Origin of the sequence: Pseudomonas sp. (assembly GCF_049645325.1) — a bacterium.
Taxonomy (GTDB): domain Bacteria; phylum Pseudomonadota; class Gammaproteobacteria; order Pseudomonadales; family Pseudomonadaceae; genus Aquipseudomonas.
This window is the reverse complement of record NZ_JBARTQ010000264.1, coordinates 1-25909: the sequence shown is the minus strand read 5'-3', so window position 1 is coordinate 25909 and position 25909 is coordinate 1. Positions and strand designations below refer to the sequence as shown.

25 protein-coding genes and 1 pseudogene are annotated in these 25909 nt (G+C 59.5%); 9 read left to right on the top strand and 17 right to left on the bottom strand.

Features of this window, described 5'->3' with window-relative positions:
- Nucleotides 1–84: 84 nt before the first annotated feature.
- Nucleotides 85–405: an antibiotic biosynthesis monooxygenase family protein gene (locus WBB95_RS11640; protein WP_424487726.1), complete on the bottom strand. Its 321-nt coding sequence runs from the start codon at nt 403–405 to the stop codon at nt 85–87.
- The gene (locus WBB95_RS11635; protein WP_424487725.1) at nt 402–1109 is read right to left on the bottom strand and encodes a CTP synthase C-terminal region-related (seleno)protein; all 708 of its coding nucleotides are present in this window, start codon (nt 1107–1109) and stop codon (nt 402–404) included. The genes WBB95_RS11640 and WBB95_RS11635 overlap by 4 nt, the downstream gene beginning before the upstream one ends.
- Before the next feature lie 80 nt (nt 1110–1189).
- Here WBB95_RS11635 and WBB95_RS11630 point away from each other — a divergent pair, with 80 nt between their 5' ends.
- The gene (locus tag WBB95_RS11630; protein WP_424487724.1) at nt 1190–2074 is read left to right on the top strand and encodes a LysR family transcriptional regulator; all 885 of its coding nucleotides are present in this window, start codon (nt 1190–1192) and stop codon (nt 2072–2074) included.
- Here WBB95_RS11630 and WBB95_RS11625 read toward each other — a convergent pair.
- The 4 genes from WBB95_RS11625 to WBB95_RS11610 all read right to left on the bottom strand — a co-directional run bounded on the left by WBB95_RS11625 (nt 2071) and on the right by WBB95_RS11610 (nt 6126).
- A complete protein-coding gene (locus WBB95_RS11625) occupies nt 2071–2589 on the bottom strand; it encodes a DUF1003 domain-containing protein (RefSeq protein WP_424487723.1) in 519 nt (172 codons plus the stop codon). The genes WBB95_RS11630 and WBB95_RS11625 overlap by 4 nt on opposite strands.
- A 76-nt stretch (nt 2590–2665) precedes the next feature.
- Nucleotides 2666–3985: a methyl-accepting chemotaxis protein gene (locus WBB95_RS11620; protein WP_424487722.1), complete on the bottom strand. Its 1320-nt coding sequence runs from the start codon at nt 3983–3985 to the stop codon at nt 2666–2668.
- A 265-nt stretch (nt 3986–4250) separates the two neighbouring features.
- A complete protein-coding gene (locus WBB95_RS11615) occupies nt 4251–5309 on the bottom strand; it encodes a diguanylate cyclase (protein WP_424487721.1) in 1059 nt (352 codons plus the stop codon).
- A gap of 190 nt (nt 5310–5499) precedes the next feature.
- Nucleotides 5500–6126 carry a TetR/AcrR family transcriptional regulator gene (locus tag WBB95_RS11610; RefSeq protein ID WP_424487720.1) on the bottom strand — a complete coding sequence of 209 codons (627 nt, stop codon included), beginning with the start codon at nt 6124–6126 and terminating at the stop codon, nt 5500–5502.
- A 115-nt stretch (nt 6127–6241) separates the two neighbouring features.
- Between WBB95_RS11610 and WBB95_RS11605 the strand changes: the two genes are divergently transcribed.
- From WBB95_RS11605 to WBB95_RS11595, 3 genes are all read left to right on the top strand, one after another.
- Nucleotides 6242–7300, top strand: coding sequence for an MBL fold metallo-hydrolase (locus tag WBB95_RS11605; RefSeq protein WP_424487719.1), 1059 nt, complete (start codon nt 6242–6244; stop codon nt 7298–7300).
- 109 nt (nt 7301–7409) lie between these two features.
- Complete coding sequence (locus WBB95_RS11600; protein WP_424487728.1) at nt 7410–8183, top strand: hypothetical protein; 774 nt, start codon at nt 7410–7412, stop codon at nt 8181–8183.
- A gap of 87 nt (nt 8184–8270) precedes the next feature.
- Entirely contained in the window at nt 8271–9776 is a 1506-nt protein-coding gene (locus tag WBB95_RS11595) for an amidase family protein (protein WP_424487718.1), read from the top strand.
- A gap of 5 nt (nt 9777–9781) precedes the next feature.
- Here WBB95_RS11595 and WBB95_RS11590 read toward each other — a convergent pair whose 3' ends face one another.
- Entirely contained in the window at nt 9782–10582 is an 801-nt protein-coding gene (locus WBB95_RS11590) for an SDR family NAD(P)-dependent oxidoreductase (protein WP_424487717.1), read from the bottom strand.
- A gap of 114 nt (nt 10583–10696) precedes the next feature.
- Here WBB95_RS11590 and WBB95_RS11585 point away from each other — a divergent pair, with 114 nt between their 5' ends.
- Together WBB95_RS11585 and WBB95_RS11580 are read left to right on the top strand one after the other, a co-directional pair.
- Nucleotides 10697–11635, top strand: a complete 939-nt coding sequence (locus WBB95_RS11585) for a GlxA family transcriptional regulator (RefSeq protein ID WP_424487716.1) — start codon at nt 10697–10699, stop codon at nt 11633–11635.
- Between the two features lie 37 nt (nt 11636–11672).
- The gene (locus WBB95_RS11580) at nt 11673–12218 is read left to right on the top strand and encodes an AAA family ATPase (protein WP_424487715.1); all 546 of its coding nucleotides are present in this window, start codon (nt 11673–11675) and stop codon (nt 12216–12218) included.
- Here WBB95_RS11580 and WBB95_RS11575 read toward each other — a convergent pair.
- Nucleotides 12160–12540 (bottom strand): XRE family transcriptional regulator, encoded by a 381-nt coding sequence (locus tag WBB95_RS11575; RefSeq protein ID WP_424487714.1) that lies wholly within the window; start codon nt 12538–12540, stop codon nt 12160–12162. The two genes, WBB95_RS11580 and WBB95_RS11575, sit on opposite strands and share 59 nt — an antisense overlap.
- Before the next feature lie 211 nt (nt 12541–12751).
- On the opposite strand from WBB95_RS11575, the gene WBB95_RS11570 reads away from it, so the two are divergent.
- The gene (locus WBB95_RS11570; RefSeq protein WP_424487713.1) at nt 12752–13411 is read left to right on the top strand and encodes a DUF6933 domain-containing protein; all 660 of its coding nucleotides are present in this window, start codon (nt 12752–12754) and stop codon (nt 13409–13411) included.
- A gap of 9 nt (nt 13412–13420) precedes the next feature.
- Here WBB95_RS11570 and WBB95_RS11565 read toward each other — a convergent pair whose 3' ends face one another.
- The 6 genes and pseudogenes from WBB95_RS11565 to argH form a co-directional block, all read right to left on the bottom strand.
- The gene (locus WBB95_RS11565; protein WP_424487712.1) at nt 13421–14377 is read right to left on the bottom strand and encodes a hypothetical protein; all 957 of its coding nucleotides are present in this window, start codon (nt 14375–14377) and stop codon (nt 13421–13423) included.
- A gap of 174 nt (nt 14378–14551) precedes the next feature.
- On the bottom strand, nt 14552–15727 hold the full coding sequence (locus tag WBB95_RS11560) for an MFS transporter (protein ID WP_424487711.1): 1176 nt from the start codon (nt 15725–15727) through the stop codon (nt 14552–14554).
- Nucleotides 15728–15851: 124 nt separating this feature from the next.
- Nucleotides 15852–16673: an ABC transporter substrate-binding protein gene (locus tag WBB95_RS11555; RefSeq protein WP_424487710.1), complete on the bottom strand. Its 822-nt coding sequence runs from the start codon at nt 16671–16673 to the stop codon at nt 15852–15854.
- Between the two features lie 25 nt (nt 16674–16698).
- Complete coding sequence (locus WBB95_RS11550; RefSeq protein WP_016974699.1) at nt 16699–17463, bottom strand: amino acid ABC transporter ATP-binding protein; 765 nt, start codon at nt 17461–17463, stop codon at nt 16699–16701.
- A 24-nt stretch (nt 17464–17487) separates the two neighbouring features.
- Nucleotides 17488–18366, bottom strand: coding sequence for an amino acid ABC transporter permease (locus WBB95_RS11545; protein WP_122720508.1), 879 nt, complete (start codon nt 18364–18366; stop codon nt 17488–17490).
- Between the two features lie 123 nt (nt 18367–18489).
- Nucleotides 18490–19916 (bottom strand): annotated as a pseudogene (argH, locus tag WBB95_RS11540) (argininosuccinate lyase).
- Nucleotides 19917–20144: 228 nt separating this feature from the next.
- Between argH and WBB95_RS11535 the strand changes: the two are divergent.
- Nucleotides 20145–21104: a LysR family transcriptional regulator gene (locus WBB95_RS11535; protein ID WP_424487709.1), complete on the top strand. Its 960-nt coding sequence runs from the start codon at nt 20145–20147 to the stop codon at nt 21102–21104.
- Between the two features lie 108 nt (nt 21105–21212).
- On the opposite strand, the gene WBB95_RS11530 is transcribed toward WBB95_RS11535, so the two are convergent.
- From WBB95_RS11530 to WBB95_RS11520, 3 genes are all read right to left on the bottom strand, one after another.
- The gene (locus WBB95_RS11530; RefSeq protein ID WP_424487708.1) at nt 21213–22973 is read right to left on the bottom strand and encodes a ShET2/EspL2 family type III secretion system effector toxin; all 1761 of its coding nucleotides are present in this window, start codon (nt 22971–22973) and stop codon (nt 21213–21215) included.
- Between the two features lie 333 nt (nt 22974–23306).
- Nucleotides 23307–23951, bottom strand: a complete 645-nt coding sequence (locus WBB95_RS11525) for an HAD-IB family hydrolase (RefSeq protein ID WP_424487727.1) — start codon at nt 23949–23951, stop codon at nt 23307–23309.
- Nucleotides 23952–24226: 275 nt separating this feature from the next.
- Complete coding sequence (locus tag WBB95_RS11520; RefSeq protein WP_424487707.1) at nt 24227–24751, bottom strand: BRO-N domain-containing protein; 525 nt, start codon at nt 24749–24751, stop codon at nt 24227–24229.
- 574 nt (nt 24752–25325) lie between these two features.
- Here WBB95_RS11520 and WBB95_RS11515 point away from each other — a divergent pair.
- Nucleotides 25326–25909 (top strand): DNA adenine methylase (locus WBB95_RS11515; protein WP_424487706.1); only part of this gene is annotated, 584 nt, incomplete at its 3' end.

Here is a 25909-nt window from a genome sequence, read left to right as displayed (position 1 = left end):
CGCGAAGGCGGTATGTCAGCCACTGAATCTGGTGACTGACCCACCGCCTTCGCGAGCAAGCCCGCTCCCACAGGGGTATGCATTTCAACTATGGAATGCATAGGCTCGCTCGACCTTGCACACCCGCGTGTGAAACGCCGAATACCAACTGGCGCGCCCTTGCGCGCGCACCTCGCTATGTTCGGCCTGCTGTTTCCAGGCCAGGATCGACGCTTCGCTGGCCCAGTACGACACGGTAATCCCCAAACCGTCTTCGCGTGCCGATTCCACCCCAAGAAACCCCGGTTGTTCGCGCGCCAGTTCGAGCATGCGCAGGGCCGCCTGCCCATAGCCTTGATCACCCTCGGTGCGCAGTGAACTGAAAATCACCGCGTAGTACGGCGGCACGGGCGTGCTGGCGATCATGCCGACGCCGCCTGGCAGGCCTTGAGCAGCGCGATCGCCAGCGGCGGCGTTATGCCTGTGAGGGCAGCGCGTTCCGGCTGGAAGAGCGTGGCGACGAAAAACGGGTGGTCCAGCAACTCTATGGCGCGCAGGTCGCCTGCCGAATCATGGCCGGCGGGAATCAGGTCGCCTTCGAGCAGCGCCTCGGCGAACGCGGGGTTGATGCCGTAGCGGCAGTGATAGCCTTCGTGAATATCCAGGCTGCCGTAGGCTTCGGCGATACGCGTGTAAGGCGCCAGGCGCACGGTGTCGGTCGCCTCTACCAGCGCGCAGCTCAGCGGCGTGATGACGGCGCGTTTGGCGTCGGGGGCCAGTTCACCGTGTTCGGCATCTGCCCAGCCCAGCACGTTGCGCGCATATTCCAGCACGGCGTGCTGAAAACCGCCGCAGGTGCCGAGGAAAGGGCGCCGTTGCTCGCGGGCAAAACGGATCGCGCGCAGTGCGCCGTCGGTATCGCGGTAGGGGCTGGAGGGCACGCACCAGAAGCCGTCGAAGGTGTGCAGCGCCGTGGTGGAGGTGAGCGAGTCTGTGTCGAGCCAGTGCACGTTGACGCTGAGGCCCAGGCCGTCCGCCGCCTGTTGCAGGGCCAGCGGGATGGCCTGGTGGGCTATCACGTCGGGGTTGTAGTCGCCGATCAAGGCGAGGTGCAAGGTGCTGGCGTTCATCGTGTACGTCCCATGGCTTGTGGTGTCCTGGTGCTCACTATAGATTGGCGCCCACGCAATCAATATTGGCGTTTGCCCATATGCTCAATGCAGCCACGCACTATCAAGTCGACTACCCCGACCTGTCGCTGATCCTCGCCCTGGTGCGCGGCGGCAGCCTGGCGCGGGCCGCAGCGCTGTTACGCGTGGACGTGTCGACGGTGTTTCGTGCGGTGCGGCGTTTGGAGGCGGCACTGGGCCAGACGCTGTTTGAAAAAAGCCGCACCGGCTACCTGCCCACCGGTTTGGCCAGCCACTTGGCGCAGCAGGCCGAGCGGGCGGAGCAAGCCTTGGAGGCGGCGCGGATTGGCGTGGAGCAGGGCGGGGAAGTGATCAGCGGCACCGTGCGCCTGACCTGCACCGACTCGGTGTTGCAAGGCTTGCTCTTGCCCGCGCTGGCGCAGTTCATGCCGGCTTACCCGGCACTGACCCTGGAGTTGAGCACCTCCAATGATTTCGCCAACCTCAGCCGCCGTGACGCAGACATCGCCCTGCGGCTGACCAAGGCACCGCCTGAGCACCTTGTAGGCCGTTGCCTCGGCACGGTGACGTATCAGGTATGCGCCAGTGCCGATTTCGCCCGTCGACACGCAGGCCGCGAACTGGCCGACCTGGCCTGGATCGCGCCGGATGATTTCCTGCCCGATCACCCCACCGTCGTGTGGCGCCGCGAACATTTACCCGGCGTGCGCCCCAGTTATCGCTGCAACAGCATGTTGTCGGTCACGGAACTGGTGCGCGCAGGGTTGGGCGTGGCGGCGTTGCCGGATTTTCTCTTGGCTGAAGGGCTGCAGCCGCTGGGCCCCGCATTGCCGGGGCGTGACACCGCGCTGTGGCTGCTGACGCGCCCGGATTGCCGGGCGCTGCGGTCGGTGGTCACGCTGTTTGATGAGTTGGGCCAGCATGTACGCTGGCCGCGGGGTTAGGTTTTTCGCACAAACTGCTCATGCATTTCGCACGTCAGGGTCTCGATACGCTCGGTCAGTGCCTTGGTCATTTCCGTCAGGCGGGTGTTCTGCTCCAGCAGTTCCAGCAGTTGTTTGGTGGTTTGCGCCGCCTGTGCCTGGCGCTCGGTGTTGGCCACGGCCAAGGCTTCGCGGTGTTGCGCGTCAGCATCGGACTGGGCTTTGTCGCGGGCTGCCTGGCGCGTCTGCGCGAGCAAGATCAACGGCGCGGCATACGCCGACTGCAGGCTGAACGCCAGGTTGAGCAGGATGAACGGGTACACGTCAAAGTGCACGACGCCGGTGACGTTCAGCACCACCCACAACACCACAATGGCGGTTTGCGCGCCGAGGAAGGTCGGTGTGCCAAAGAAGCGCGCGAAGGCTTCGGCCTTGAGGGCGAAGGTGTCGGTGCCGAAGGTCGGGCCCAGGTGGGCGTGGTTTCGGTGGAAACGCAGGTGGTCGACGGGGGCGGCGTCTGGCTTGTCTGGGGTCATGGCGGGCTCGAATCCTTAGCGTGAAGACAACCAGCACTATAGACCGAGCCCCCGGGCCGGACACATGAAGATCAGGTCAGCTGTTGCCGCGCTCATTGGCAAACGCGCTGACCGCCTGCACCGCCTCGCTGGTGCCTTCACGAATCTGCAGGATCACCGTACCGGCCTGGTTGGCCAGCTCGACGCCCTGGGCGGCACGGTCGCGGGTGCCGTCCATGCTGTCGATGGCCTGGCGGGTTTCTTCCTGGATCATCGCGATCATGCTGGAAATTTCCGCCGTGGAGCCGCTGGTGCGGGCCGCCAATTGGCGCACTTCGTCGGCCACCACGGCAAACCCACGGCCTTGCTCGCCGGCGCGCGCGGCTTCGATGGCCGCGTTGAGGGCCAGCAAGTTGGTCTGGTCGGCAATGCCGCGAATGGTGTTGACGATGGCGGTGATCTGCTGCGAACGCTCGCCCAGCTTGGCGATCAGCTGCGACGAGCCGTCAATGTCGGCGGCAATTTCGCGCATGCCGCTGGCGGTTTGCTGGATCACCTCGGCGCCTTTTTCGGCGATGTCGCGGGTGTTCAAGGAGATGTGATACGCCTGGGCGGCGCTCTGCGCGTCGGCGGCATGCTGCTGCACCCGCGCGGTGACATCAGAGGCGAACTTCACCACTTTGCACAGGCGCCCGCTGGCGTCGTACACGGGGTTGTAGTTGGCTTCGAGCCACAGCGTCTGGCCATGTTTGTCGACGCGTTCGAACTGGCCATTGAACAGTTCGCCCTGGTTCAAACGCTTCCAGAACTCGGCGTACGCCAAACTGTTGGCCAGCTCCGGCTTACAGAACAGGCGGTGATGCTTGCCCTGGATCTGCGCGAGGCTGTAACCCATGCGCTGCAGGAAATTGGCATTGGCGGTGATGATGGTGCCGTCGAGGTTGAATTCGATCACCGCCATGGCGCGGTCGATGGCACCCAGCTTGGCATTGGCTTCGCTTTCGGCTTGCAGGCGCGGCGTGACGTCCATGGCGTACTTCACCACCTTGATCACTTTGCCTGCGTCATCGCGCACCGGGTTGTAGCTCGCTTCCAGCCAGACCGACTCGCCATTGCCCGCCACCCGTTCGAAGGTGCCGGACTGGAATTGGCCGTTGCGCAGTTGCGTCCACAGCTGGTTGTAGTCGGCACTGCGCGCGAACGCAGGTGTGCAGAACATCCGATGAGGCTGGCCAACGATTTGTTCGGCGCGGTAGCCCATTGCCTTGAGGAAGTTGTCATTGGCGCGCAGCACGCTGCCCTGCATATCGAATTCGATCACCGCCATGGAGCGCTCGATGGCGTCCAGCAGGCTGGCTTGCAGGGCATTGGTGTGTTGCAAGGTGTTGATGGCTTTCTTGTGGGCGTTGAATAGCATGTTCGAGGGCTCGGGCAAGCACGCGTCTGGGGGTATCCATGTATGTACGCCTGCCCCCGTACGGCACCCGGCCGTACGGTTGACTTGCTCATTGTCAGCTTCCTGATGCTGACAGAGGGGAGTGGAACAACGGGTTCAGAGTCGCGCGTGATGCAAGAAGTTCGGCCCCGGCAGGGGCCTTTTTAAAGCAAGGCGACCAATGGCGGCATTATGCTATCTCTGCGCGTTTCAGTCGGGTAATTCAGACGAGGTGTCGTAGGACGACTCAGGCGGTATGCGCGACGGCGCAGTCGCTCACCTTGACGCGGTTGCGGCCGGTGTCCTTGGCGGCGTAGAGCGCACGGTCGGCGGCGTTGAGCCACATGGCGGCATCGCTGAAAAAGGGCTGGAAGTCGGCCAGGCCAATGCTCAGGCTCACGCGCAGTTCGGGGATTTGTGGGGTGCGATAGTTACTGAAGGTTTCGCGCATGTGTTCCATGACCCGCGCCGCCTCTTCCAGGGGCATTTGCGGAAGAATCACACAGAACTCGTCGCCGCCGTAGCGCCCGGCCAAGTCGTTTTCTCGCAGGTGCTGGCGCAACTCCTGAGCCAGCTGGCGCAGCACGGCATCGCCGACGATGTGCCCGTAGGTGTCGTTGATCTGCTTGAAGTGATCGATATCGATCAACGCAATCGTGGCCTGGCCGTTTTGCTGCTGGCATTTGTGGAACTTGAGGTTGAGCAGGTCTTTCCACGAACCGTGGTTGAGCAGGCCGGTCAGGCTGTCGATGCGGCTCAGGGCGCTGAGGGCGCGCTTGTGTTCCGAGAGCTTGATCGCCAGTTGATAACAGACCATGCCGATGGCCATCGGGTAGAGCGTCAGCATCGGCAGGCAGGTGTAGACCTGCGCCGGGCTGACAGTGGGGTTGAACTTGACCCCGAACAGCGCCCACGCCACGCCGATACCGGCGGCCTGCGCCAGCAGCCCGCGCAGGAACAGGCGTTTGCCGCCCGCCGCGACGTTGTTCATGGTCATCATCGAGAGGATGGTCACGGCCGTCAGCGGCGTGAACTGTGTGGCCGCCGCCCAGAAGCCGCCAAACAGCGAGTCGTAGAGCAGGTTGCGCTGTTCGGCCAGGTAGGGAAATTGTGCGCGGGTAGAGAGTTGGTAGGCCACATGGGCCCAGGCATAACCGTTGAACAACAGCAACGCCCAGACCCACGCCGGCATCGCCAGAGGGTACAGGGCGCCCACGACACTGATACAACCGATACCCAGGCCGATGATCCTTGGCTTGTAGATACGCCTGGCAAATGAAAGCCCTTTGCCTCGTCTGTTTTCCATAGTGTTCCGGGTCAGCATCTTTGTGCAGATGCAACAGCGTGCGTCAGCGGGTGGAACCGTTGATCGGATAAAAGAGGTGAATATTGTCAGTGATTCGCGCGGGAATAATCAGTGTCCTTCCAGGCCATTTGCGCAGCACAGCGTGCGAATACGCGAAAAGCGACCTGGAATGTCGCGGATGCAACAGGTTTTACTGCGGGCGGGGAGAGGCGACTTCGTAACCGGCCAGGAACAGGTCGATGGCGGACTCGATCACTTCGGCCTGGCCTGCGGCGTCGAGGGTGGGTTGGCCGAGGGTGATCTGTGGCCAGAACGCGAAGGCTTTAAGCAGGCTTTGTATCTGATGGGCCGCGAAGGCCGGGTCGGTGCACGACAACCGGCCATCTTCCTGGGCGGCGCGTACCCACTGGGTAAAGCCTTCTTCACGCATGCTCAGGCGATTGACCATGTCTTGCGCGCGTTCCGGCGAATGGATGGTGGCGGCAATCGCAACCCGGGCCAGGTCGAGGAAATTGGTGTCCGACATCATCTTCATCTTGGCCGCCAGCAACCCGCGCAATTGATCGCGCAGGGGGCGGTCGCTGGCGTAGCTCACGTCGAGCTGGGCGACACTGCTGTCCCACAGTTGATTGAGAATTTCTGCAAACAACTCTTCTTTGCTGGGGAAGTGGTTGTACACCGTGCGCTTGGACACGCCGGCGGTGGCGGCGATTTTGTCCATGCTGGTGACCTCGAACCCGTTTGCCCGAAACTCGGCGATGGCCGCAGCCACAATGGCTTCGCGTTTACGGTCGGTGAGGCGCAGTGGTGCAGTCATGTTCGTCTCTGGAAGGAAATTACACTCGGTAGTTTACTTGCTCCGGGTTTTGTTGCAATCTAGAAACTACACTGTGCAGTGTAATTTATGCGCGGACCCCAGGAGTCACTCTGCAATGGCCACGATCTCAACCCGTCTCGACCCAGCGCCTGCGGCACTCAAGCCTGCTGAACAGGAGCAAGGGCATTTCAGCAACGATGCCCCGGTGCAACACGGCGGCTTTGGCAAAACGCTGCGTATTTTCTGGAACATGCTCTTCAACAAACCGCGCACGACGCGGCCAGTGGGGCAGATCCCGGTGCAACCCTTGACCCGTGAGCAGCTGTTGGCCGCACCGGATCACAGCGTGTTCCGCCTGGGGCATTCCACCGTCCTGCTGAAAATGCGCGGCAAATTCTGGGTCACCGACCCGGTGTTCGCCGAGCGTGCCTCGCCATTCAGTTGGGCTGGCCCCAAGCGTTTCCACCAGCCGCCCATCAGCCTTGAAGAGCTGCCGCCCCTGGAGGCGGTGATTCTTTCCCACAACCATTACGACCATCTGGACCATAAGGCTGTGGTCCAACTGGCTGACAAAACCCGCTATTTCCTCGCGCCGCTGGGCGTGGGCGACACGTTGATCAAGTGGGGCGTGGACGCCAGCAAAGTGCGTCAGCTCGATTGGTGGCAGGGTACCGAGGTTGATGGCATTCGCTTTATCGCCACCCCGGCCCAGCACTTTTCCGGCCGTGGCCTGTTTGATGGCAACCAGACCCTGTGGTGTTCCTGGGTGATGATCGACGCGGGTCGACGGATTTTTTTCAGCGGCGACACCGGCTATTTCGATGGCTTCAAGCGCATTGGCGAGCAATACGGCCCGTTTGATCTGACGCTGATGGAAACAGGTGCTTACAACGTCGACTGGCCCCATGTGCACATGCAGCCCGAGCAAACCCTGCAAGCTCACATCGACCTCAAAGGCCGCTGGCTGCTGCCGATTCACAACGGCACGTTTGACCTCGCCTTCCATGCCTGGCATGAACCGTTCGACCGCATCATGGCCTTGGCCTGGGAGTGCAACGTGTCGATTACCACCCCGGCCATGGGGCAGGCGTTCAACTTGAACGTGCCTGAGCGCGGGCATGCGTGGTGGCTGGAGGTCGAAAACCAGGGCGCGAAAGAACACGTGGCAGGCTGAGGCCAGGGCATCCTGAAAAAAGGAGTTTTCAGGGTGTTTCAGCCCTGCGACAAACGTCAGACCAGAGTGCGATGATCCCGCGAATTGTATTTTCGAGGGGCCGGTTTTGATGGACAGCGATTGTAGGAAATATTGGCATCTGGGCCTGCCTTGTCCCCCGGGGCACTCGCTGCCGATAGCCGGGCAAGCGGCGGGCTTGGGGCTCGACTCAACCGAGACCCGCCTCAATGACACGAGCCCGCGCAGCATCGTCTTCGATGCTCAACGCCCTGAGCGCGCGGCACCCATTCCCGGTTACAACGCCTTGGCCCCGCAGATTAAAACTGCGCGCGCCCCGGCGTTATCCCTGATTGCCTTAAGTGGCATCGACCCTACAGACCCCGTGATGGTGGAAGTGCCGCTGGTGCTTAATAACACCCGCTTCAGCGATGGCCAGGTGCTTTCGGGGTGGCGCATCGGGTTCGCCGAGCGCTACGTGCACGCTGACCGTTTTGAGCCTCTCGAGCACACGGCGGCTTTTTGCCAGGCCTTGGACATCCTGCGCCAAGCCGGCGCGCAATTGGTGCCTGTAGAGGCGCAGCGCGGGGATGAAAGCCTTCAGTTCACCCTGCAGGGCCGCAATGAAATCGATGACCTGGTGACCCAGCACCGGCTTGATGCCTTGGTGTCTGACGGCCAGAGTGCTGCGTTTCATGGCGCGTGCAAAAGTGGCTATTCCTCAGTGTGTGAAACCCTGAAGGATGGAACGAGGCTCTGGATGTATGGGCCGCGGTGGTCGCGTGACGCGTTGCCCGTGTTGTTGCTCGCCTATCGACAAGTCAGCGCGTGCGCATCGGTTGCCAAGGAGCAACTACAAGGTGTGCTGAACCCTCCTGCGAGGTAACGGGCTGGGGCCCTAACGTCGAGAAGGATCGGGGTTCTTAGACTGGCGAATGGATCAACATTGATCCCTGACGTCAGGAGAGGCCCTATGGTTGGCATTGTTTATGGTGTGTATTCGATCATCCGTCATGCGACGCAGTTTATGGCAACCGACCCGCCGCCGCCGGCGAGACCTGTGCCCCTCGGCACTGAATACGCCGGTGTGCGCGAACTGGGTGAGCAAATGGCCAAGACGGGCGGCATGACGTCAGTCGATTTGGTCAGTTTTCTGCTGGCGCGTATTCACAGGTTGAACCCGCAGTTGAACGCGGTGATTGAAGTGAACCCCGAGGCGTTGAAAGCAGCGCGCAAACTGGACCAGGAGCGCGTCCGTGGCAACGTTCGTGGTCCCTTGCATGGCATTCCTGTGCTGCTCAAAGACACCATCGAAACCCAAGGCATGCAAACCAGTGGCGGCGCTTATGGCTTGGTGGGGGCGGCCGCGGGCAACGATGCGCGTATTGTGCAGCGCTTGATTGAGCAGGGCGCGGTCATCCTGGGTAAAACCAACCTGAGCGAGTTGGCCGGTTTTCGCGGTGGGGATCGCCCTGCCGGCTGGAGCAGTCGTGGCGGGCAAACCCGCAACCCTTATAAACACGATGCCGACGTTGGCGGTTCAAGTTCCGGTTCGGCGGTGGCGCTTGCGGCCGGTTTTGCGCCCTTGGCGGCAGGCACCGAAACCAGTGGCTCGATCGTCGTGCCAGCGGCGCTGAATGGCGTGGTGGGGCTTAAACCCAGTGTCGGCTTGTTGGACCGCAACGGGATTATTCCCGCCAGTCATCGACAGGATTCGCCAGGCCCGATGGCCCGCACGGTATTCGATGTGGCGTTGATGCTTAACGCCATCTCCGGCAGGGACCCGCACGATCCCGCAGGCAACTGTGCGCCCAGGGGAGTCGATTACACTCGGCTGCTGGTTCCGGGGGCGTTGAAGGCCAAGCGCATCGGTTACCCGGTGAGCTTCACCCACAACGGAGAAACCGAGTCAGTGGTCAGCAACGGGGTGTTCACCCGGGTTCTTGAGGTACTTGAAGAGCAGGGGGCGATCCTGGTGCCGGTCGACATGCGCATTGCTGACGCGTCACGGTATGTCGAGTTGCTGCTGGGCGAGGTGAATGACGAATTAAATGCCTACCTGGCCAAGCGCACGGGCTTGCCGGTCAAATCCCTGACCGAGCTGATCACGTTTAACCAGGCGCGGGACGGCGCTGACGCGGATCATCAGCCAATTCTCAAGGAGCTCAGCACCTCAACCCTGTCACGCGAAGAACGCTCGTCGCTGTGGGACACGCTCATCGAGGATTTCCGCGACACCGTGGACGCGCCGATCAAAGCGAATAACCTCGACGCCATGGTGGCGGATCTGGAAACAAACACGTACTTCGCGGTGGCGGCGGCGGGGTACCCCGGCATCTCGGTGCCTTGCGGAATGAGTGAGGACGACCTGCCTGCCAGCGCATACTTCTTCGGCACCCGCTGGGCTGAAGCCACATTGTTGGCGGTCGCCCATGGGTATGAGCAGGCAGCCCAGGCGATTCCCCGACCTGGGCTGTGACCGGGTCAGGCGGTTGTCACGCCATAACGTTGCGCCGGGCTGCGGTGGGACAGGTTGGGGCCCAGGGCCAGCCGCGCAGCCTCGTACGCCGCCCAATCCTGGCTGTCGGGCAACGACGGAATGGTGACTTTCTCACCCAACGCAAGGCCCGCGAGAGCGGCATCGACCAGGTGCTCGGCGGTCATGATCATGGCCTCCGGCAGGTTAGTCACCGCCAGCCCTGCCACGTCCCAGAACTCCGTGGCCGTCACCCCTGGCAGCACCACTTGCACGGTCACGCCTTTGTCTTTCAACTCATGCTCTAGGGATTCGCTGAAGGCCTGCACATAAGCTTTTGAACCGCCGTACACACCGTTCAGCAGTGTCGGGGCGAGCGCGACGATCGAGCCGATATTGATCAGGGTGCCGCGGCCCTGGGCGACGAAATTGGCGGCGGCGGCTTTGGCCAGGCGGGTCAGTGCCAGCACATTGAGCAGGATCATCGCGTCCATCTTGTCCGCGTCAGACTCCAGCAATGAGGCGGTCGCCCCCACGCCGGCATTGTTCACCAACAGGCTGATGCGGCTGTCGTCCTGCAAGAGCTGTTCGATACGCGCCAGGTCCGCCGCCAGGTTGAGGTCGGCAACCACCACTTCTACGTTCCGTTGGGTGTCGCTTTTCAGCCGCTTCGCCAGGTGTTCGAGGCGCTGCTGATTGCGTGCCACCAGGATCAGGTCGTAACCCTGTTGAGCCAGGCGGTTGGCATACACGGCACCAATGCCGGAGGAAGCACCGGTGATCAGGGCATAACCTTTGGGTTGAGTCATTGCAGTTGCTCCAATACGGCCGGGGAAGGTTGGCCTTGTTGGATTCAAGATTATGGGTGTAATGTCATGGCTGCAATGTCGTATATCCCTCGTTTAGAGACGTGAGTATTAACCATGGTGTCTGTCGGTATTCTGCTGTTTCCCGGGTTTCAGATGCTCAACCTGAGCATTTGCACGGTGTTTGAGTTTGCCAACCTTGAGGTGGAGCAACCGTTCTACCGTGTCGACCTGCTGTCGGAGTTCGGCGGCCCCACCCGAAGCTCCATGGGGTTTGCCATCGATACCGTGCCGTTTGGCAGCCAGCACTACGACACGTTACTGGTGGTGGGCGACAACGACGTGCTGGACGCCACCCCCGGAATGCTCACCTATTTGCAAGACGCCATGCGTTCCGCACGCCGCGTGACCTCCACCTGCACCGGCGCTTTTCACCTGGCAGCTGCGGGGTTGTTGGAGGGGCGCAAGGCAACCACCCACTGGTACCACGCTCGCGCCTTTCGCCAGGCGTACCCAAACGTGAAGCTTGAGGAAGACCGCATCTTCACTGTTGACGGCCCGCTTTGGACGTCCGCCGGTATGACGGCCTGCCTCGACCTCGCCCTGGCACTTGTCGAACACGACCTGGGTGTAGACGTGGCCCGCGAAGTGGCCCGCAAACTGGTGATCTACCATCGCCGCGCCGGCGGGCAGTCGCAGTTTTCCGCGTTGCTGGAGATCGACCCTAAATCTGACCGGGTGCAGAGCGCTCTGGTCTACGCGCGCCAGCATTTGCAGGAGGAACTGTCGGTGGAGCAACTGGCTGAAGTCGCTCACCTGAGCCCACGCCAGTTCAGCCGGTTGTTTCGCACCGAAACCGGCCAGACCCCCGCCAAGGCTATTGAGCGACTGCGCATTGAAGCGGCGCGCCTGATGCTTGAGTCCGGCGACCACCCCATCGACACCATCGCCCGCGAAACCGGCTTCGGAGACCCGGAACGCATGCGCCGCGCCTTCCTGCGCGCCTTCGGCCAACCACCACAAATGATGCGGCGCGCGCTGCAACTTCAAGCCTGACGCTCCACGGCTACACTCAGTCGCCAGGGAGGCCGCGATGACCTACAAGATTCATATCCTGGGCGCCGCCGGTGCCGGTACCACGACCTTGGGCAAGGCGTTGGCTGAACGCCTGAACGTTGCCTATTTCGACTCCGACTACTTTTACTGGCAGCAAACCCCAGACCCTTTCAGCGTCGCCCGGCCACGGGATGAACGCATCCGGCTGTTGCAGGAACAGAGCGCCGGCCTTGATGGCTGGGTGCTGTCTGGCTCACTGTGCGGCTGGGGCGATGCCATGATCGCGCAGTTCACCCATGTGGTGTTTCTGCGCCTGGACCCACAGGTTCGTCTGCATCGCCTGCGCCTGCGGGAAGTGCAACGCTATGGCGAGCATGTTCTGGAGGGCGGCAGCCGCCACGAAAACAGCGTTGCTTTCCTCGCCTGGACGGCCCGTTACGATGGCGGCAACCACAGCCTGCGCAGCTTGCGTCGGCATGAAAGCTGGTTGAAGCCGCTGACCTGCCCGGTGATCCGGCTGGACACTACGCACCATTCGGTTGAGGCGTTGGTGAATCAATTGCTGCCGCTGTTGAGCCCATAAGGCGCGAGAGCAGGCCTTGCGCAGCGGGTTCGGTTGGGGAGGCGTCAAACTTGCGCGCGCTCATCCCCCAGCCCGGCGCAAACCCCGGGAAGAACACCAGGCCTTCAGCCTCAAGCCGAAACGCCAGGGTCAACCGGGTGTGGTCGTCCACATCGTCCTGGTTTTCAAAGCGTTGAACCGCTTCCACCGCCACGCCAGCCTGGCGGGCCAGGTCTTCTCGGCCCCAACCCAGCATCGCGCGGGCCTGCACGCTGTGCTTGGCGGTGAATTGATGCAGGACGATCTGCTGTTCTACGAAAGAGCTCATTGCCAGGGAGGACATGGGGTTTCTCCAGGGTTCGACGGGGGAGGACAAACTATACTGTGTTTTTGTACAGTTGTTTGTACCGCTCATCAACTGGATTTTTTCATGTGGCGGGTGCCGCTCTGTCTCAGGTCTTCCAGGGGTGTGTAAGTAATGGGTCGTCACCGTGTTGATTTCGCTTGAAAATCATGGCCGTATATTCGGCAGAGACATTCCAGGATTCACCGACATGTTGACGTTCAATTGTTCTCAAGCTGCTGCCGATTTTTTCAGTCGAGTCCACAAGGGCAAAAAAATATCACCCGTCGAAAAACCTTCTCAACTGCAAGGCTCTTGTGATGATTTGCATACGGACCCTCATCAGTGGCTGGTGCATGCCGCGACTGTTCAACGCAAGCATGTCCTGCTGGCGATGCACTTGAAAACACGTTATTGCATGCTGTTTTTTGATATGAAAAAAGCTGATGACGAAGGCTTCGCCTATGCGTTTATCAATCGCTGGACGGCTGGTGTGCTGGACATTGCCTTGAAATGTGACGTACTCGATAGGGTTGACCCGCAAATTCCAGAGACGCTTCTTTACTCAGGGGCGCAAACCTACCCTTTGTTCCTGCGGGGCGATCGAAGCACCCAAACCCACGTCAATGAAGTCCTGCGGGGATTCAAGTGGGAGGCTGAAGACTTTGACTTTGTAAGGCAGCCCTGGAGTGCGCTGCACTATGACGCCCAAACCAATCGCATACTCAAGTCAATAAAAGGGCAGAGCAACTACGTGCGCCCGGCAGAAGAAATGCTGATTCATTGGATGATAACGGTGGGCGGAGTGGACCCATCCCTGACTGACGATATTCGTAAGAAATACAGGCAAACCCTGCGGGATGAAGCATGAAGTGATGAACTACTCTCGTTGCTCGATCCCCGGCGCCTCCCGAATAATCAAGTGATCCAGGTTCTCGATATTCGCGCTGAACACGCCGAACGTCTGCTCGGGATTCTTTTTACTGGGCACCTGTTTCAGCTCCGGCGTCACCCCGTAGAAGAAGCAATACAACGCCTTTTCACTGTCTACCGCGGCCTTGATCTGTTCCAGGAAGGCCGTGCGCTTGCGGTAGGTGTCGATGAGTTTTTTGCTCAAGTAGACGTTGACCGAATAGGGCTTCTTGTCGAGCCACACCTTCTTTTCGAAATCGATGCGAAAGCTGCTGGTGTAATCCTTGATCGCCTTGATCTTGCCCCAGTAGATCAGGCCCTTGTTGTCTTGCAGGTATTCGATTTTCTTGAAGAACGTCCAGTAGGTGGCCGTGTGATCGCCGATCTTCAGGGGCATGCCCTTGAGCGTGTCCTTGTCGTCGATGTTGGACACGTAGCATTCCACCGGGTGGGCAAACACGCTGGTTTTGTCCGGCGTGGTTTCGTTGGCGCTGTGGGAGGAGGCAGCTCGGTTTGAAGGCAGCTTCGCAGGATCTTGTGGGACGCTTGCCTCGCCCGCCAGCACCGCTGTTTTGCGCGGGTACTGACGCCGCGCCAGTAAAAATTCCGATGGGAAATTGTCCTCGCGGTCGTCGTCACTTTCGCCGCTCGCCGTCTTGTGCGTGCTGGCGTAGCGGCAGCCGTCGATATGCTGGGTGCTGGTCTTGTTCTTGAAGTGCGGCGTGCGCTGGTAGTTGACGTTTTTGGCGTTGAAGGTGCTCAGCGTATTGCCCGTGTCGAAGGCGGCGCGGCAGTCATCGTTGGGGCAGAGGAAGCTGTCCTTGTCGGAGTCGAACGCGGCGGTTTCGTCGAAATTCAGGTCTCGTACGTCGTAGATCGACAGCTTGTCATCGAGACTCAGGCTGTAGGCCGTGTCGAATTTCATGGGGCTCGGGTCCGTGAGATGAGTTGCTGGATATTACGCAAATATCAGCGGTCACGGCGATCAAAAAAGTGTGGGAGCTGGCTTGCCTGCGATAGCGGCGTGTCAGGTCTGGCAGGTGCAAGCTGACCTGCCGCCATCGCAGGCAAGCCAGCTCCCACATTAGACAGGTGGCGCTCAGGGAATGGAGTGTTCAGCCACACGCCGCCCGCTCAGGAAGCACAAGGTGCCGCCCACGGCAGTCAGGGCGCCGAGGGCATAAAACATGCTGACCGGCGCGGCGTTGATCAACAGGTAGCCGCAAATCACTGGGCTCATTGCGCCGCCGAAGGCCGCCAGATTTTGCGCACCGTAGTAACTGCCGCGCAGGGCGTCCGGGGCGATGGTGTCGATGAACAAGAATTCAGACGGATAAATGATCATCTCGCCCAAGGTGAACACGAACATGGCGACGCACCAGGTGACCAAACTGTCCGCCAGGCTGAAACCCACTAACCCGGCAATGAACAGCAACGTGCCCAGCACGATCCAGTAGCGCAGTTGTTCGCGCTTGAGAAAACGACCTATCTGGTACTGCATCAAAATCACAGTGATGGCGTTGCAGGCCAGCACGGCGGACAAAATTTTCAGCGCCTCGGCGGGCTTGTAGGCCACCAGCAAAAACTGCGACAGATAAAGGGTGTAGCGCCCGTGGACAATGGTGCTCAAGAGGCTGCCGCTGGTGAACAGGATCAGCGTGCGGTCGCTGCGCAAGGTACGCAGGGTGGTGAGGAAACTCAGGGGTTTATTGCTGTCGTCGCGTTGGGTCGGCGGGATGCCGATCATCAGGAACAGGCTGCCAAACGCAATGGCACTGGCGATCAGGAATGGCGCCAGTTGCATGTGGCCGGCGATCACCACGCCGACCATCGGGCCGGTGGCGTAACCGACGTTGGTCAGGGTGTAGCGCAGCGAAAATACTTTGGCGCGATCACCCACCGGCAGGTTTTCACTGATGATGGCTTTTGAGCCAATCAGGAACAGGGCCGATGCGGCTTCGGTGATGACCAGCGTGAGGGTGGTGAGGTAGAGGTTGCTGGCAAAGGTCAGCAACAGAAAACCGATGGAGCTGGAGAGCATGGCCAGGATCAGCAGCTTGCGCTTTTCCAGGCGGTCGATGATGTAGCCGCCGTACAGGCCCAATAATGTGGCGATGAAAACGGCGATGCCCATCAGCAGGCCGATGTCTTGCTGGTTGAGGCCCAGGCGGGTGCTCAACAGCAGGGCCAGCAACGGGCTGGTCATGGCGCGGCTGACCACGATGGTCACCGAGCAGATCATCAGGCGGCGGATTACCAGGGAGCAGGTGGCCACGGTGGGGCGGGTGTCCTTATTATTTTTCCAATACAACACAATTCGAACGTGAACACAGATCAACTGTGAACACAGAGCCAATGTGGGAGCAGGCAAGCCAGCTCCCACAGGATGTTTGCAGTGTTTACTGGCCGGCGTTGATGCTGATCTTCTCGACCGCACCTTGCTCCAGGTCCCACTTCTTCAGGATCTTGCCGTACGTCCCATCATCAACCATGCCCTGCAACGCTTCACTGATCGCCGTGACCAGCTCGGTATTGCTCTTCTCGATCCCAAGCCCGGTGAACTGCTTGGAAATCGCCAGGCCCACCGGCTTGTACTTACCCTTGTCCAGCGACATCAGGAAAGGAATTGTTTCGCTGCCCTGCATCGCCGCGTCCAGGCGGTTCTGCTGCAACTGCGCACGCGCATCTGCAGAGCCTTCGGTGCCGATCACCACGATCGCCGGCTTACCCGCCGCTTCGCAGTTTTCCTTGCTCCACGCGGCAATTTCAGACGGCCAGGTGGTACGTCGGCTGGTGCCGACTTTCTTACCGCACAGGTCGGTCAATTCCTTGAGGTCTTCACGCTTGGCCAGGGTGTAGAACTGCGGGCCGCTGGTGAAGTAGTCGATGAAGGTCACGGCCTTCTGGCGTTCGGCGGTGTCGCTCATGCCCGACAGCACGATGTCGACGCGCTTGGTGGTCAGGCCGCTGAGCATTTGCTCGAAGCCGGTTTCCTGCCACTTGATCTTCACGCCCAGGCGCTCGGCCAGGGCGTTGCCCAGGTCAAAGTCCAGGCCGGTGAGTTGGTTGGTGGCGGTGTCCTTGAAATCCATCGGCGGGTAGTTCGGCACGATGGCCGCGCTGATCTCACCCTTGTCCTTGATCGCTGCCGGCAATGCCGCCAAAACCGAAGTGGAGGCCATCAGGCCTACGAGCAAGCTTGGAAGAAACAGATTTTTCATGGGGGCGTTCTCGTTAGTTTTTTAGTTAAGTGCGAACGGCAGAAATAAAGCTTTGGGTACGCGGGTTTTGTGGGCTTATTAGAATTTCTTCAGGGCTGCCGGCTTCCACAATCTGGCCGGCATCCATAAACACCATGCGGTTGGAGACTTCGCGGGCGAAGCCCAACTCATGGGTGACCACGATCATGGTCATGCCGGTGGTGGCCAAATCACGCATTACCGACAGCACTTCTCCTACCAGCTCCGGGTCAAGGGCTGACGTGGGTTCGTCAAATAACATCAGCTTAGGGCGCATCGCCAACGCACGGGCAATCGCCACACGCTGCTGTTGGCCGCCAGACAACTCCACCGGGTAGGCATTGCGTTTATCCGCCAGGCCAACACGCGCGAGTAACTCCAGCGCATCCTCGGTGGCTTCCTTGGGCGAGCGCTTGAGCACCTGGCAGGGGCCTTCGATGATGTTCTGCAGCACGGTCATGTGCGGGAACAAATTGAAGCGCTGAAACACCATGCCAGTGGCCAGGCGCTGGCGGGCGATCTGCGATTCGTTCATCTCATGCAGCTTGTTGCCGACGACCCGGTAACCCACCAGTTCGCCGTCGACCCACAGGCCGCCCTTGTCGATTTTTTCCAGCTGGTTGACGCAGCGCAGCAGCGTGCTTTTACCCGAGCCGGACGGGCCGATGATGCACATCACTTCGCCTTGCTCGACCTCGATATTGATGTCGCGCAGCGCGTGATACTGGTCGTAATACTTGTTCAGGTTGACGGCCTTGACGATGCTTCTCATGGGGCAAATCTCCTCAACCTAAACTTACGAACGCTTGCCGGCGCCGCGGGCAAAGCGACGCTCAAGGCGGCTTTGGCCAAATGAAAGAACAGTCACCACCGCCAGGTACCAGATGCCGGCTACAATCAGCAGCTCCATGACCCGGGCGTTGGCGTAGTAGATGTTTTGCGCGTTGTGCAGCAGCTCCGAGTACTGGATCACGCTGGCCAGGCTGGTCATTTTCACCATGCTGATGAACTCGTTGCCGACAGGCGGAATGATCACCCGCATGGCTTGCGGCAGAATGATCCTGCGCAGCGCTTGCAGGCTCGGCATGCCGATGGATTTGGCGGCCTCGTACTGGCCGGTGTCCACCGAAAGCAACCCGGCGCGCACCACTTCGGCGGTGTACGCGCCCTGGTTGATGCTCAAGCCGAGCAGGGCGGCCACGAACGGCGTCATCAGGTCGACGGTGTCGATGCTGAACAGGCCCGGAATTGCGATCACCGGGAAAATAAGCGCCAGGTTGAACCACAGCAGCAGTTGCAGAATCAGCGGCGTGCCGCGAAACAGCCAGGTGTACGTGATGGCCACATACCGCAGGATCGGGTTGGCCGACATGCGCATGATCGCCGTGATTACGCCGATGACCACGCCCAGCGCCATCGCCAGGATCGACATGACGATGGTGTTCACCAAGCCCCACAGAATGGCCTCAGACGTGAGGAACTGACCGATGTAGGACCATTCGATCTGGCCATTGGCGAAGGCACGCAGCAACGCCGCCAAGGCGATCACGATCAACGTGGCAAAAAACATCCGCCCGTAATACCGACGCGGCACGTGCTCGTACTGCGTGATATCGAACTGGTTCTCGGACAACTTGCGCTCGGCTTCCAAGCGCTCGGCCGGGGTTTGGTTCATGGTGCTACTCCAAGACTAATAACGCTCTAACTGCTGTACGCGGTCCAACGGTTGAACCTCGGTCAAATGTGGGAGCTGGCTTGCCTGCGAAAGCGCCGGTGAGCTCACCACACCTGCCCAGGCTTAAATCCGAAACCCCTGATAACTCTCAGCCCACTTCTGCTGTTCAGCCAATGCAGTTTTCAACCGCCCAATCTGCTCCCGAACCCGCTCCGGCGCCGTGCCACCCCAACCACTGCGCGCCGCAATCGCCGCCTCCAGGGTCAAGCAGTCCCGTACCTCGGGCAGCAAACGAGCATCCACCTCTGCCAACATCGCCGGCGAGGCTTCCCACAACTCAATCTCATGTTTCTCACAGGCCTGCACCAACGCGCCGGTAATCTCATGCGCCTCTTTAAACGGCACACCGCGCGTGGCCAACCAGTCCGCCACCTCAGTCGCCAGGGTGAAGCCCATCGGCGCCTGACGCCGCAGTTCTTCCACCTGCACCTTCATGGTCGCGACCATCCCGGCCATCGCCGGCAGCACCAGCAACAAGGTGTCCACGCTGTCCAACACGCTGTGCTTGTCTTCACTCAAGTCGCGGTTGTACGACAGCGGCAACGACTTGAGCGTCGACATCAACCCGGTCAGGTTGCCAATCAAGCGCCCAGCCTTGCCCCGCGCCAGTTCGGCAATGTCCGGGTTCTTCTTCTGCGGCATGATCGAGCTGCCCGTGGCGTAGGCATCATCCAGCACCACCCAGCGAAACTGGCGCGACGACCATAGGCAAAACTCCTCGGAAAGCCGCGAAATATTCACCCCGAGCATGCCCGCCACAAACAGAAACTCCGCCACGTGGTCACGGCTGGCGACAGCGTCAATCGAGTTTTCGCACGGCCCGGTGTAGCCCATTTCCTTGGCCGAATGCTCCGGCTGGCGCGCAATCGCCGAGCCTGCCATTGCCGCTGCACCCAACGGCGACAACGCCGTACGCGCGTCCCAGTCCACCAGGCGCTGCACATCGCGCAGCATTGACTGCGCGTGGGCCAACAAGTGGTGGGCGAACACAATCGGTTGCGCCTGCTGCAAGTGCGTAAAGCCCGGGCAGATGCTTTCAATGTGTTGCTCAGCCTGGTCCACCAGCGCCTGCTGCAACCCCAACACTTCAGTGGTGATGGTGCGCGCGTGGTCGCGCAGGAAAAGGCGCAAGTCATTGGCGGTCTGGTCATTACGCGAACGCCCGGCGCGCAACTTGCCGCCCAAGGCGCCCAGGCGCTCGGTCAATACGCGTTCGATAAAGGTGTGTACGTCTTCGTCATCCAGGGTGGGATGCAGGCGGCCGGCGGCGAAGTCTTCACCGATACGGTCCAGCGCGTCGAGGGTGCGCAGGGTCTCCGACTCATCCAGCAAACCGGCGCGCTGCAACTCACGGGCATGGGCACGGGAGCCGGCCAGGTCGAGGGCGTCAGGCGGAAATAGCGCTCGGGGCAACGCGACAACGCGGCCAATGCAGCAGACGGACCGGTCTTGAAACGAGCGCCCCAAAGGCGCTCGGTGGGCTGGGACATGGGTGTTCCTCACGCTTGTTTTTAGAAGAGTCGGAGGCAGTCAAAAACGAAAAAGTCCTGATCGTAGTGTCAGGTTTTGCCGGGTGTTAAATCAGCCTCTGTGTGCTGTTCAACCCGCTATATTCAAGGTTGCCAAGGGCGGATGTTTGCAGCCATTATCGCCGCCTGGCTATGTTCAAGGATTGGGTTGAAGCCTGTTGAATATGGCACTTGAGGTCAACGCGTATTATGGAAACCCCACTTTCCACTTCTGGAAACATGCCGCCAAAACCCGGCACACGTCCGCCCCTGCAACTCAGTGGGCTGGATTTCAAGTTGCTGCGCGTGTTCATGGCCGTGGTCGAAGCAGGAGGCTTCAGCGCCGCGCAAAACGAGCTGAACGTGGGCCTGGCCGCCATCAGCAAACAGATCTCCGACCTTGAAATTCGCATCGGCATGCGCCTGTGCACACGAGGCCGGGAAGGCTTTGGCCTGACCGAAGAAGGCAAGTTGGTGTATCAGGCATCCATCGAGTTATTTACCTCGGTGGACAGTTTCAGAGACAAGCTTAGTTCGGCGCAAAATGAACTGATTGGCGACCTTAGTGTGGGTGTTATTGATAACACCGTCTCGGACGTTAACTCCCCCCTGATTACCGCGCTGGGAAAATTACACCGCGAATCGCCAAAGATTAGATTGCGCTTACATGCCTCCCAACTGGACGAAGTTGAACGCGGCGTAGTAGAAGGGCGCCTGATCGTCGGCATCGTGCCGGTGTACCAGCGCCGCGAAGAATTCGACTACTTCCCGCTGTACGAAGAAAAAGCCCACGCCTACTGCGCCGTAGGACACCCGCTGTTCAACGCGAGCGACATTACGCCGCAAGTGCTGCGCCAATACGAAGTGATCAACCATCGGTATGCGATCCATCGCGACAAGGCCAACTTCGTCACCTACGACAGCCAGTCCGCCTCGGCCTCACAAGTGGAAGCCGTCGCCATCCTTATCCTCACCGGCCGCTTCCTGGGTTTCCTGCCGGAACACTACGCCGCGCCGCTGGTAAGGGCAGGGCGCCTTCGCGCGCTGTGCCCGGAGCAAGTTCACCTGAACACCGCGTTCAACCTGATCCTGCGCCACAACGCACCGCGCAGCCCGATGGTAAAAGCCTTCGCCATGGCGCTGGGCGTAGACCTGAAGACTCCGGCCTAAGCGTCAACAACGCTCAACAGTGGGAGCTGTCGAGCCCGGCGAGGCTGCGAAGGGAGCGCCTCGGTCTACCCGCCGACCCCGCCAACTCGCATCACCGCAGGAACAGGCTCAGTTAAAAAGTTTCTTCAGCGACGCTTTAAACGACTCATCAACAAAACCCAGGGTCGTCAGGATTTCGTTTATGTCAGGCTTTTGAAGTGCGCCCTGCTCGACCAAGGGTTTCAACACCGCCTTCAACGTCCCTATATGTTTGCTTTGGGCGGTCATGAGGGGTTGGTTGTTTAAGCTGGAACCACGGGCATCGGCCGGAAGCTGGGTTTTCAACATGTCTTTTATATCCTGGCGATCGAGCAATCCCAGCGCATGGCATTTGCTCAACTGCTGCACGATCGCTTGCAGCGTTCGTCCGTCGCGGCGTTGCCATACAGAACTGATGCCCCGAACATTGAAAATGCTGTGCGGCGAAAACAGCTCCTTGACGTGATCCTTCTGTAAATTCCCGGCTGCGTAAGCATTGGTGATCTGGTCCAGATAACTGCTGACCATCGCGGTGTGGCCGTTCGACATAGGCAGGTAAAGACCAGACGCCGTGCTGTGCCCCGCGCCGTACTCAGCCTTGAGCAGGTCGCGCAGATCGTCCTTGGAGAGCAGGTTGCGGTCTACCAGGCCACGGGTCGCCTCCACGTAGGCCGAAGTGGTGTTGATATGCCCGTCCTGCAAGGCCCGAAACATTCCGGGGCCGCCGCCGTCCGTGCACGCCAACGCGTCTTTCAACGGGCGGCCGCCTTTGGGGTTTTCTTTTTCCGCGGTCGCGATCAGCCGCTTTAGCAGTTCGCTATCAGTACGGTTGAGCGCCTGATTGATCGCAGACGCCAAAACCTGAGTGCGCGTCGATTTTGAGGTGGCGCGCAGGAAGACTTGGGTCTGTTCCGGTTTGAAGAAGTCGTGTTTGGCCAACACAGTGAAGGCGTGACAGCCTGAATCACGGTACATCGCCAGAGGATGGCTGGTCTGGATGAGTGCATCCAGATCGTCAATTCCTTTGGCTTCGATCCTGAAATGGTTGGTCGTGATGTTGGGGTCATAGAAGTTGACACAGACGCGCCCGTGATCTTTGAGCTGAATCGACACGGCCATGGCGTGGTTACTTGAAGTAATCAGGAGGTCGGCGCCGTGCGCGCCAGGCTCTTTCAGCCGGCTGGCGATTTCACGCACGCAGAGTACAAAACTGTCGGCAGACACCACGCAGGCGTTGCGATCGGTCGCGGCGGCTGTGAGCTGCTGGATGCCTTTGTTGGAATTGCGCAACGTGCCGCCGGAAAAATAATCGCGGATCGCGCCTTCATCCTTCACGGCACTGAGAAAATTCGCCTTTTTGCCCGCGTTGAAGTACTCGAAGGCCAAATGGCGGCAGCTGACTTCCGTACTGCCCACACCCGAGTCGGAATCAAGCTCCTCGATAGGTAAGCGCACCTGGGTATTGAAGTTGTCGGAAGGCCTTTTGTCCGACAGGTACAGTTCATTCTTATTACGCCTTGAAGGCCCTGGCCCACGCCCGCCCACGTGTTCCGGAATGCCTGCGGCAGATGATTCCAGCTGCATCGAAGCCTCTGCCGCTTCATCGGCATGCGTAGCCTGCGGCGCGGCGGGTAGGCGTGCCCCGGCGTTGTTCAACCAGGTTTGATTGAGCCGGGTCTGAGACGCGGCAAGCTCCCGATCACGAAGGCTTTTTTGCCTGACAGGCACATCGCCCACGGCCGCGCCGGGCTTGAGCTCGGCTGATGCTTCCGGTGCCTCAGCGGATGGCGCGTCGGGGAGGGGCTCTGTCATGACTGGGAGACGGGATGGGGCGGAGCTGATCTGAACCATGGGCCACTCGTATTTTCCGTAGGGGAAGTTGTGTGAGTGGCGGGAGGCGAGACATGGGTTCCGCGTGGGCAGGCGACGGTGTTGAAGCGGTGCCCAAGCCGGGCTGGGCGCAACCCGGCCCGACACCGATCAAATGTGGGAGCTCTCGAGCCCCAGCCAGGCAGCGATGGGATCACCTCGGTCTACCGACCAACCCCATCCATCGGCATCGACCCCTAGCACCCCATGCTAGTGCGCTACCCGCCGACACCGATCAACATGTGGGAGCTCTCGAGCCCCAGCGAGGCAGCGATGGGATCACCTCGGTCTACCGACCAGCCCCACACACCCGCATCACCGCTGCAACTTGCCCTGCTTCTTCTTCGAATGAAAATGCCGAAAATGCGCATCCTGCGCCGCCGCCAACAACTCCCGATCCCCACGCGTATCGCCCCAGGCCCGCAGCCGATACTCGCCCAAATCCCCATACACCGCCTCAAGCCGCAGCACCTTATTCTCACAGCGGCAGTTATTCCCCGTGAGCTTGCCCGTCAGCACCCCGTCGACCACCTCAAGCTCAGTGCCGATCAACTTGATCCCCAGCCGATTCGCAAACGGCTGCAACACCAACGCCGGCGACGCCGAACACAAGGTCACCACCGCCCCGGACTTCACCTCATCCGCCACCGACCGCAACCCCTTCGGGCGCATCAACTTCGTCCAATATTGCTGGCAATACACCTCAGCCTGCTGCTGAACCCACGCCTTCTCCACCCCCGTCATAAAGGTGCGAATCAACTGCGCCTTCAACTCATCCCGACTGATCTGCCGCAGCAAAAACTGCAAGCCAGGCACCGCCAGCTTGACCATCCGGCCATAGAACTCGCCGGTGCCAAAGGCAAACTTGAGGAAGGGCACGAAACTGTCGTGATGGGTCAGGGTGCCGTCGAAGTCAAAGACGGAGAGTACTTTGGCGTCAGCGGGGCCGGCTTCGAGCATGTCTGGGTTCACGGGTGGTCCTTTGTCTTTTGGAGCGGATTCTCATAACTGTGTGACTGGTGCCCACTGCATGGGTTCAGGCTGATAACGGTTATGCAATTCAGATCAGCCAGAGGTAGTGATGTTGTGCTTTTGCTGGCAATGATCAAGGGAGTTTACCCGGTCGGGCATAGGAATGAACGCCGGAAGGCATCCGGCATTGTTACAGCGCGGGCAGGGAAAGCAGTGCCGGTGCTCCGTCCGAGCATCAGCACAGACGGAGCACCTTTGGGATTTCAGCGTGTTGAATGGCTGGATGGTTGGAAATACTCTGCCATCTTTTGAAACCAGTTTTTGCTCGGCGGTGCCCGTCGACGGGTCCTGTTGAGCAACAGATATGGCATATCACGTAACCGGATCCAGCCTTCATCCTGCCAATGCAGAAGGCTCAGCGACATCTCCGGCCAGTCCAGCAAGCTCAACATCGGACGGTCTGTAGATCGTGGTTGATGCTTGTCACGCAAAGTCGGCACGACTTGATGGGTGAGCCATTCACGCAACAGGCGATGCCCTGGTGAGTAGTGATACACCAGCAATGCATACACGCCGGACTCGCTGAGCATCAGCATGTTTTCAGGCTGACCGTGATAGCAGATTTCCAGCGTTTGTCGCTGATCCTCGTCGAGCTTGCTCACCATTCGCTCAGCCAGATAGAGCCCCATCAGACGACCAAGGTCGCGAGCGCAGAACCATGGCTGGTTCTCAAGCAGCAGGGCGTGCATTTGCAGGTTTTGGCGGGTAAAGACGGTAGGTTCATGCATGACACACCTCCGAGCCGGAGCGTGTTTGAGAAATGGTGCGGGTGCTGCGAATGATCTTCGCAGGGGATGCAAAGTATCCAGGCATTTCCGTTACCTCTGGTTGCTTTCTTAGGGCAGGCGTTATGGGTGTCGGGAGCTAAGAAACCCACCAGAGACGGGCCGGACATATTCCCCTTTCGGGTCTTGTATTCGCCCACTCCCGACATAACGGGGATTTTTCACAGGCGTAGAGAAACCGCTGGCGAAAAAAAGCCGCATGGCTGTCGGGTGCGGAGGACCGCTCTGGTTGTTGAGTTTCTTAGGCTCGGGAGAGAGCCTATGTTTTAGATATCTGTCGGTCAAGTCACCTGTGCCATACGTCGCGGTAGTGGCATAACGCCGCTGCAAGAATCAGAGTCTTTTGATAGAGTGCCAAAGACGTAGGGAATTTCGTGGATGTACGTCGGAATTTCCACGAAAAGGGGCTTTAGAAGCCAAGGTGGAGGGTTTGCATGCTTCCGTAGTGGCATATGAATCCAACTTTTGAGTTTTAAAGGATAATAAATTCAATAGTTAACTCAGCGTGGTAAGGGAATTGCCTGACATACAGATAAAGGATGCTTCGGATTTACCAACCAAGGGTGGCTCAACTCCTCTGATAAGGTGGCCCGGTGGTAAGCGTGCGTTAGTTTCAAAGATAACGAGCAAATTTCCTCAAAATTTTGATAGATATTACGAGCCTTTTTTTGGAGGTGGGGCTATTTTTTTCGCAATGGCTCCTGATAACGCATCGCTTTCAGATATTAACTCTGACCTTATTAACGCTTACATAATGGTCCGGGATAGGCCGAGTGAGTTAATTGGTGATCTTGAGCGTTATGATAACTCTGAAAAATTTTATTATGAAATTAGAGCGAGTAAGCCGTCTGATATCATCAAAAAATCTGCTCGCTTGCTATATCTGACAAGATTGTCGTTTAACGGCATATATAGAGTGAATTTAAACGGGGACTTTAATGTACCGTATGGAAAAAAATACCATCTTAGCGCTTTTGATTTGCCGAAGCTTTTACAGGTGAGTGAGGCGCTCAAAGGAGTAAGCCTGAGTGTTGCCGATTTCGAATTGGCTACACAATCAGCTAGATCAGGTGATTTAGTTTATTTTGATCCTCCCTATAC

What these genes read in the sequence shown, in the direction of transcription:
- WBB95_RS11640 (WP_424487726.1), bottom strand. Translation starts at nt 405, where the DNA reads ATGATCGCCAGCACGCCCGTGCCGCCGTACTACGCGGTGATTTTCAGT.
- WBB95_RS11635 (WP_424487725.1), bottom strand. Translation starts at nt 1,109, where the DNA reads ATGAACGCCAGCACCTTGCACCTCGCCTTGATCGGCGACTACAACCCC.
- WBB95_RS11630 (WP_424487724.1), top strand. Translation starts at nt 1,190, where the DNA reads ATGCTCAATGCAGCCACGCACTATCAAGTCGACTACCCCGACCTGTCG.
- WBB95_RS11625 (WP_424487723.1), bottom strand. Translation starts at nt 2,589, where the DNA reads ATGACCCCAGACAAGCCAGACGCCGCCCCCGTCGACCACCTGCGTTTC.
- WBB95_RS11620 (WP_424487722.1), bottom strand. Translation starts at nt 3,985, where the DNA reads ATGCTATTCAACGCCCACAAGAAAGCCATCAACACCTTGCAACACACC.
- WBB95_RS11615 (WP_424487721.1), bottom strand. Translation starts at nt 5,309, where the DNA reads ATGGAAAACAGACGAGGCAAAGGGCTTTCATTTGCCAGGCGTATCTAC.
- WBB95_RS11610 (WP_424487720.1), bottom strand. Translation starts at nt 6,126, where the DNA reads ATGACTGCACCACTGCGCCTCACCGACCGTAAACGCGAAGCCATTGTG.
- WBB95_RS11605 (WP_424487719.1), top strand. Translation starts at nt 6,242, where the DNA reads ATGGCCACGATCTCAACCCGTCTCGACCCAGCGCCTGCGGCACTCAAG.
- WBB95_RS11600 (WP_424487728.1), top strand. Translation starts at nt 7,410, where the DNA reads ATGGACAGCGATTGTAGGAAATATTGGCATCTGGGCCTGCCTTGTCCC.
- WBB95_RS11595 (WP_424487718.1), top strand. Translation starts at nt 8,271, where the DNA reads ATGGTTGGCATTGTTTATGGTGTGTATTCGATCATCCGTCATGCGACG.
- WBB95_RS11590 (WP_424487717.1), bottom strand. Translation starts at nt 10,582, where the DNA reads ATGACTCAACCCAAAGGTTATGCCCTGATCACCGGTGCTTCCTCCGGC.
- WBB95_RS11585 (WP_424487716.1), top strand. Translation starts at nt 10,697, where the DNA reads ATGGTGTCTGTCGGTATTCTGCTGTTTCCCGGGTTTCAGATGCTCAAC.
- WBB95_RS11580 (WP_424487715.1), top strand. Translation starts at nt 11,673, where the DNA reads ATGACCTACAAGATTCATATCCTGGGCGCCGCCGGTGCCGGTACCACG.
- WBB95_RS11575 (WP_424487714.1), bottom strand. Translation starts at nt 12,540, where the DNA reads ATGTCCTCCCTGGCAATGAGCTCTTTCGTAGAACAGCAGATCGTCCTG.
- WBB95_RS11570 (WP_424487713.1), top strand. Translation starts at nt 12,752, where the DNA reads ATGTTGACGTTCAATTGTTCTCAAGCTGCTGCCGATTTTTTCAGTCGA.
- WBB95_RS11565 (WP_424487712.1), bottom strand. Translation starts at nt 14,377, where the DNA reads ATGAAATTCGACACGGCCTACAGCCTGAGTCTCGATGACAAGCTGTCG.
- WBB95_RS11555 (WP_424487710.1), bottom strand. Translation starts at nt 16,673, where the DNA reads ATGAAAAATCTGTTTCTTCCAAGCTTGCTCGTAGGCCTGATGGCCTCC.
- WBB95_RS11550 (WP_016974699.1), bottom strand. Translation starts at nt 17,463, where the DNA reads ATGAGAAGCATCGTCAAGGCCGTCAACCTGAACAAGTATTACGACCAG.
- WBB95_RS11545 (WP_122720508.1), bottom strand. Translation starts at nt 18,366, where the DNA reads ATGAACCAAACCCCGGCCGAGCGCTTGGAAGCCGAGCGCAAGTTGTCC.
- WBB95_RS11535 (WP_424487709.1), top strand. Translation starts at nt 20,145, where the DNA reads ATGGAAACCCCACTTTCCACTTCTGGAAACATGCCGCCAAAACCCGGC.
- WBB95_RS11530 (WP_424487708.1), bottom strand. Translation starts at nt 22,973, where the DNA reads ATGGTTCAGATCAGCTCCGCCCCATCCCGTCTCCCAGTCATGACAGAG.
- WBB95_RS11525 (WP_424487727.1), bottom strand. Translation starts at nt 23,951, where the DNA reads ATGCTCGAAGCCGGCCCCGCTGACGCCAAAGTACTCTCCGTCTTTGAC.
- WBB95_RS11520 (WP_424487707.1), bottom strand. Translation starts at nt 24,751, where the DNA reads ATGCATGAACCTACCGTCTTTACCCGCCAAAACCTGCAAATGCACGCC.